This is a genomic window from Micromonospora sp. BL1 (genome assembly GCF_003667485.1).
Lineage (GTDB): Bacteria > Actinomycetota > Actinomycetes > Mycobacteriales > Micromonosporaceae > Micromonospora > Micromonospora tulbaghiae.
Genome location: NZ_RCVK01000132.1, coordinates 1 through 6,023, shown reverse-complemented (window position 1 = coordinate 6,023; position 6,023 = coordinate 1). Strand labels below are relative to the sequence as shown.

At 76.5% G+C, this 6,023-nt stretch carries 5 protein-coding genes; 1 reads left to right on the top strand and 4 read right to left on the bottom strand.

Annotated features, from left to right (window positions below):
• A partial coding sequence (locus EAD96_RS02680) for an AzlC family ABC transporter permease (RefSeq protein WP_121683139.1) occupies window positions 1-670 on the bottom strand: 670 nt, incomplete at its 3' end.
• 67 nt (window positions 671-737) lie between these two features.
• On the opposite strand from EAD96_RS02680, the gene EAD96_RS02675 reads away from it, so the two are divergent.
• A complete protein-coding gene (locus tag EAD96_RS02675) occupies window positions 738-1,298 on the top strand; it encodes a helix-turn-helix domain-containing protein (protein WP_013287712.1) in 561 nt (186 codons plus the stop codon).
• Here the strand turns inward: EAD96_RS02675 and EAD96_RS02670 are convergent.
• The 3 genes from EAD96_RS02670 to EAD96_RS02660 are packed head-to-tail and all read right to left on the bottom strand — an operon-like array spanning window position 1,282 to window position 3,918.
• On the bottom strand, window positions 1,282-2,268 hold the full coding sequence (locus tag EAD96_RS02670) for an ATP-binding cassette domain-containing protein (RefSeq protein WP_121683138.1): 987 nt from the start codon (window positions 2,266-2,268) through the stop codon (window positions 1,282-1,284). The genes EAD96_RS02675 and EAD96_RS02670 overlap by 17 nt on opposite strands.
• A complete protein-coding gene (locus EAD96_RS02665; protein ID WP_030273041.1) occupies window positions 2,265-3,065 on the bottom strand; it encodes an ABC transporter permease in 801 nt (266 codons plus the stop codon). Before EAD96_RS02665 ends, EAD96_RS02670 begins: the two co-directional genes overlap by 4 nt.
• Before the next feature lies 1 nt (window position 3,066).
• Complete coding sequence (locus EAD96_RS02660; RefSeq protein WP_121683140.1) at window positions 3,067-3,918, bottom strand: ABC-2 family transporter protein; 852 nt, start codon at window positions 3,916-3,918, stop codon at window positions 3,067-3,069.
• Window positions 3,919-6,023: the final 2,105 nt, after the last annotated feature.

Below are 6,023 nucleotides of genomic sequence, written 5' to 3'. Positions count from 1 at the left end.
GACGGCGGCGGGCCAGCAGGGGCAGGGCCAGCGCGGCGAACGCGAGCAGCACCGGCAGCCCGGCCGGCAGCAGCGGGGTCGCCAGCACTGCCAGGCCGGCGCCGAGGAGCGCCACCCGGCGGGTCTCCCGGTCGCGCAGGCTGGGCAGCAGCAGGGCGGCCAGCCCGGCGGGGAACGCGGCGTCGAGTCCCAGGACGGCCGGGTCACCGGCCGCGCCGCCGGCGAGCACGCCGAGCGCGGTGCCGGCGTTCCAGGCTAGGAACAGCAGCACCCCGGCGAGCCAGAACGCCCGGCGCCGTTGCGGCCCGGCCGGGCGGGCGAGCGCGAACGCGGTCGCCTCGTCGGTCATCAGGTGGCTGCCGAGCAGCCGCTGCGCGCGCCGGGTGCCGAGCGCACCGCCGAGGGCCAGGCCGAACGGCAGGTGCCGGGCGTTGAGCAGCAGGCCGGCGAGCACCGCCGCCATCGGGTTGCCGGCCACGACGAGCCCGACGGCCATGAACTGGGCGCCGCCGGCGTAGACGAACGCGGACATGGCGAGCGTGGCCCACACGGGCAGGCCGGCGGCCACCGCCACGGCACCGAACGACGCGCCCACGGCGAGCATCGCCGCGCCGATGGCGGCGACGTCGCGGAGCACCCGGGCGTCGCCCGTTCGGTATGCCGTACGCATGTCCATTATCCTGAACGGGAGCACGCTCGTTCGTCAAACCGAACAAACCGACCGATGGAGCGAACACATGGCGATCGACCCCGCTCCCCCACTCGCCACCATCGCCGCCGCGCTGCGCCGCGAACGCGAGCGGGCGGGCCTGTCGCTCACCGAGCTGGCCCGCCGCGCCGGGATCGCCAAGTCCACCCTGTCCCAGCTGGAGTCCGGGTCCGGCAACCCCAGCGTGGAGACGCTCTGGGCACTCGGCGTGGCGCTGGACGTACCGTTCAGCCGCCTGGTCGAACCACCCACCGCCGCCGTCCGGGTGGTACGGGCCGGGCAGGGGCCCCGGATCCGGTCCGAACACGCCGACTTCTCGGCCACCCTGCTCGCCGCCGGAGCGCCGCACGCCCGCCGCGACGTCTACGTGATGGAGCTGGAACCCGGCGCGGTACGGCTCGCCGAGGCGCACACCCCGCGCAGCGTCGAGCACGTCGTGGTCGCCGCCGGCCGGATGCGCGTCGGTCCCGAGACCGACCTGGTCGAGCTGGAGCCCGGCGACTACGCCACCTTCCCGGGCGACACCCCGCACCGGTACGAGGCACTGGCCCCCGGCACCTTCGCCGTACTCGTCATGGAGCACCCGTGACGGCGGACGGCCCGGCCGGGGCGCGGTAGAGCCGGGTCACCACCTCCTCGATGTCCGGCTCCACGATCGAGATGTCCCGCAAGGTGGTCAGGCCGGCCAGCCCGGCCACCACCTCGGCGACGCTCGCCCGTTCCAGCGCGAAGACCAGCCGCCGCCCGTCCGCCTCCACCCGCTGCACCGGCGCGCCGGGCAGCACCGGCGGCTCGGGCAGCGCCGCGTCCAGCTCGGCGACCACCATCCGGCGCGAGCCGTACCGGCGGTGCAGCTCGGCGATCGACCCGTCGTGCACCACCCGCCCGTGGTCGATCACCACGAGCCGCCGGCACAGCCGTTCGATGTCGGCCAGGTCGTGCGTGGTGAGCACGAGCGTGGTGTCCCCGGCCCGGCCCAGCTCGGCCAGGAAGCCGCGCACCGCCTGCTTGCTCACCACGTCCAGGCCGATCGTCGGCTCGTCCAGGAACAGCACCTCCGGGCCGTGCAGCAGCGCCGCGGTCAGCTCGCCGCGCATCCGCTGACCCAGCGAGAGCTGCCGGACCGGGGTGTCCAGGAACGCGTCCAGGTCGAGCAGGTCCCGGCAGCGGGCCAGCCGGGCCGCGTGCGCGCCGGCCGGCACCCGGTAGACGTGCCGCAGCAGGTCGAACGAGTCCCGCAGCGGCAGGTCCCACCACAGCTGCGAGCGCTGCCCGAACACCACCCCGATCCGCAGCGCCAGCCGGGTCCGGTCGGCCACCGGCCGCAGCCCGCACACCCGGGCCCGCCCCGCCGACGGCGTCAGCACGCCGGTGAGCATCTTCAGCGTGGTCGACTTCCCGGCGCCGTTCGGGCCGATGTAGCCGAGCATTTCGCCGCGCTCCACCCGCAGGTCGACCCCGTCCACGGCGGTCACCGTCCGCTTCTCGCGCCGCAGCGGCCCGGCCTTCACCCGTACCGTGAACTCCTTGCGCAGCCCGTCCATCTCGATGACGCTCATGACCCCGTACTCCGGTAGTGGCGGACCCCGACGCGCCAGGCCAGGGCGGCCAGCGCCGCCGCGACCACCGCGACGCCCGGCGCGGCCCAGCCCGCCCACTGCGGCAGGCCGAGCGGGTCGGCGCGGCCCAGCAGCGCCAGCGCCGGGTGGTAGCTGACGAAGGCGAACCCCATCCCGTACGCGAACAGCGCGCGGAACCACCCGCCGTACACGGTGACCGGGTACGAGGTGAAGTCGCGCCCGCCGTAGGTGACCGCGTTGGCCAGCTCGCCCGAGTCGACCCAGTAGAACGACACCGTGGCGGTCAGCACGAAGACCGAGCCGAAGAAGACCACCGCGGCCAGCGGGGCGACCACCGCCAGCGCGACCCGGCCCGGCGTCCAGTCGATGCCGGCCGAGACGAGCGCGAACAGCAGCACTGCCAGCCCGAACACGGCCCGGGACAGCTTGCGCAACGGCAGGTCCATCAGCAGCAGTTGCGGCAGCGCCCCCAGCGGGCGTACCAGCACGGCGTCGAAGAGGCCGGTGCGCACGTACCGGGGAAGCCGTTCGATGTTGCCGACCAGCAGGTCGGCGGTGGCGAAGCCGCACGACGACAGGCCGACCACGACGAGCGTCTCGCGCAGCGTGAAACCGCCCAGCTCCCGCGTCACGCCGAAGATCACCAGGACGGTGACCACGTCGAACACGGTGGCGCCCACGTTGCCGACCAGGTCCACGACGAACGAGGTGCGGTACGCCGCCTGCGAGCGCGCCTGCGCACCGAGCAGCGCCCGGTACGCCCGTAGCTCAGCCAGCTCAGCCACCCTGGACCACCAGACGACGCTCGGCGCGGCGCTGCACCAGCCGGCACAGCGCCAGCAGCAGCACCGCCCAGCCGGCCTGCACCCCGACCAGGGTGAGACCGACGGACATCGGCTCCCGCTCGACGAGCACGTCCAGCGGCACCTGGAGGATGCTGGGGAACGGGGTGGCGTACCGCAGCACCGCCTCCAGCGGGCCGGGCAGGAAGCCGAGCGGGAAGTAGAGCCCGGCCAGCACGCCGGAGCCGAGCGTCCACAGGATCATCGGGCCCCGGACGTCCTGCAACCAGTACGCGGTGGCGTTGACCAGGTAGCGGCAGCCGAAGCAGACCACCACCGCGAGCACCGCGGAGAGCAGGAACAGCGGCACCGTGGCCCAGTGCCGGGGCACGTACACGGCGAAGAAGAACGGGCCGACCACCAGCGGCGGCACCAGCCGGACCAGCGACGCGAACCCGGCCCGGCCCAGGTCGGTGGCGAGGTAGCTGGTCACCGGATGCACCGGCCGCAGCAGGTCGGCGGCCACCTCGCCGGTACGGATCCGGTCGGCCAGATCGGTCCAGCCCCAGATCGCGATCACCGCCAGCAGACCCTGGCCGGCCCAGACGAGCGTGGCGAGCTGCGCCCGGTCGTAGCCGGCCACGGTGCCCGCCGCACCCGCCGCCGCGAGGAAGATGTAGCAGCGCAGAAAGCCGAACACGGTGTTGGTGCACAACCCCGCCACGGCGGCCTGACGGTAGGTCGCGTGCCGACGGAACCCGGCCGCCGCGATCGCGCCGAATGTCCGAAACCATGGGGTAACGTGTGCGCCGGTGGGTGGTGCCACAGTGGCGGTGACCGAGCCCACGCCGTTACCCTCCTTCCGCAGCCACGACGTGCTGGACCGGGCGACTGTACCGGCACGTCCGGCGCCCCAGCGCGAGAATTTCCAATGAGGTGACACCGCCGTGAGCGAGCGACGCGAGCCGGCCCCGGGGCCGTCCCGCGCGAGCGGCGGGAGGGGTTGCCGATGAGTGGCTGGGGCAGCTGGCGCGAGCCGGCCGAACCGGCCTGGGCCGCCGAGCCCACCCACGAGTGGCAGCCGCAGTTCCCCGGGCAGCGCTACCCCGGTGACATCGGCATCGAGAACCTGACGCCGCGTCCTCGCGCCGTGGTCGGCCGGGCCGAGGTACGCCCGGTCAGCCCCGCCCCCGACGCGGACACGTACCCGGTGAGCCCCGCCGGTCCCCGACCCCCGGCGCACGAGGGCGGGCGCCCGGTGAGTCCGGCGGGCCCTCGCGACGCCCACCCGGTCAGCCCGGCCGCCGGTCATCCGGTCGGTCCGGCCGGCCCGCGCGGCGGTGAGCCCGTCAGCCCCGCCGGTCCGCACGGCACGTACCCCGTCGGTCCGGCGGGTCCGCGTACCGGTGACCGCGTCGGTCCACGTGACGGTGAGCGCGTCGGCCCGGCCGGCCCGCGTCGCGGTGAGCCCGTCAGCCCCGCCGGCCCGCACGGCGCCTACCCCGTCGGTGCCGGTCCACGCGAGGCGCATCCGACCAGTCCCGCCGGTCCACGCTGGGCGGACCCGGTCAGCCCGGCGGGCCCGCGTGACGCGCACCGCGGTGGCCCTGCCGGTGCGCCGGACGCGTACCCGGTCAGCCCCGCCGGTCCACACGGCGCATACCCGACCAGCCCGGCCGGGCCACGCGGCGCGCACCCGGACGGAACGGCGGGCCCACGCGACGGGCGTCCGGACGGACCGACAGGGCCGCGTGGCGCGTATCCGGACGGTCCGGCAGGGCCACGCGGCGGGCACTCAGCCGGGTCGGCCGGGCCACGCGCCGCGTACCTGGACGGGCCGGCGGCCTCGCGCGGGGCGTACCCGACGGGTGCCGCCGGTCCCGGCGGACGGCGCCCCGCGGGGCCGGACGAGCGGCGCGGGCATCCCGACAGCCCCGGCGCGGACGGCCGCCGGGATCTCCTGCCCGGTCGGGACGGCGGCGAGCGCCGACCGGCCGGCCGCCCCGGTCCGCCGCCGGAGCGGCTCGACCAACGCTGGGTACACCCCGAGGGCGCACCGCGCCGGGCCGCCCAGCCGGGCTGGATGCCGGAGCCGAACGAGACCCCGCACCCCGCCCCGCACCGGCCCGACCGCCCGGCGGACGGCAGGCGCACCCCGGTCGACGGTCGCCCGGCGGCTTCCGGCGAGCGATGGGGCACGCCACCCGATGCTCGCCGGGACCACTCCCCCGGCGGGCGCCGCGAGCCTTTGCCCGACGGACGCCGTGGCCCCTTGCCGGAGCCGTCACCGAGCGATCCCGGCCGTGGCCGGCGCGGTCCCGGCGTCGACCGGCGCGACGATGCCGTGCCGCCGCCGGAGCGGAACGCGGCCGGCTGGAGCGACCCGGCTCGGCGTGAGCCGGGCTGGGGCGAGCCGAGCCGGCGTGATCCCGGATGGGGCGGGCCGGGCCACGACGGACGGCGTGAACCCGGCCCTGACGGCTGGCGCGAGCCCGGCCCACGTCCCCCGGCCGACCGGCGCGAACCGGCGGGTGGCCGGTGGGACGACCGTGCGCCGGGTCGCGAGGCCGCCGCGTACCCGGACACCCAGCGCCGGGCACCCGAGAACGGGCGACCCGCGCAGCAGGGCGAGCCCGACCGGTACGGCGCACAGCGACACCGTCCGGCTGACCCGCAAGCCACCGCCCCAGCACGGCCGGGCACCGACCAGCGTTGGCAGCGCCCACCGGCCGACCGGCCCCGCCCGCACCAGGGCGAGTGGCCCATCGTCGAGCCGCGCCCCCGGCCGGAACCCGACGCGCACCGGCCCGACGAGCGGCACCGCCCGTCCACGGATCGGCCGGTACCGTCCCGGCCCCCGATGCCGCCCGCCGACGACCCGCGGGACGGTTTCGTTCGCCCGGACCCGCGCGACGCCCGGCCTGCGAATGCGGGCGGACAGCCCGACGGCAC

Bases quoted from the DNA above. Each gene is read 5' to 3' on its own strand.
- EAD96_RS02670 (WP_121683138.1), bottom strand. From the start codon at position 2,268: ATGAGCGTCATCGAGATGGACGGGCTGCGCAAGGAGTTCACGGTACGG.
- EAD96_RS02675 (WP_013287712.1), top strand. From the start codon at position 738: ATGGCGATCGACCCCGCTCCCCCACTCGCCACCATCGCCGCCGCGCTG.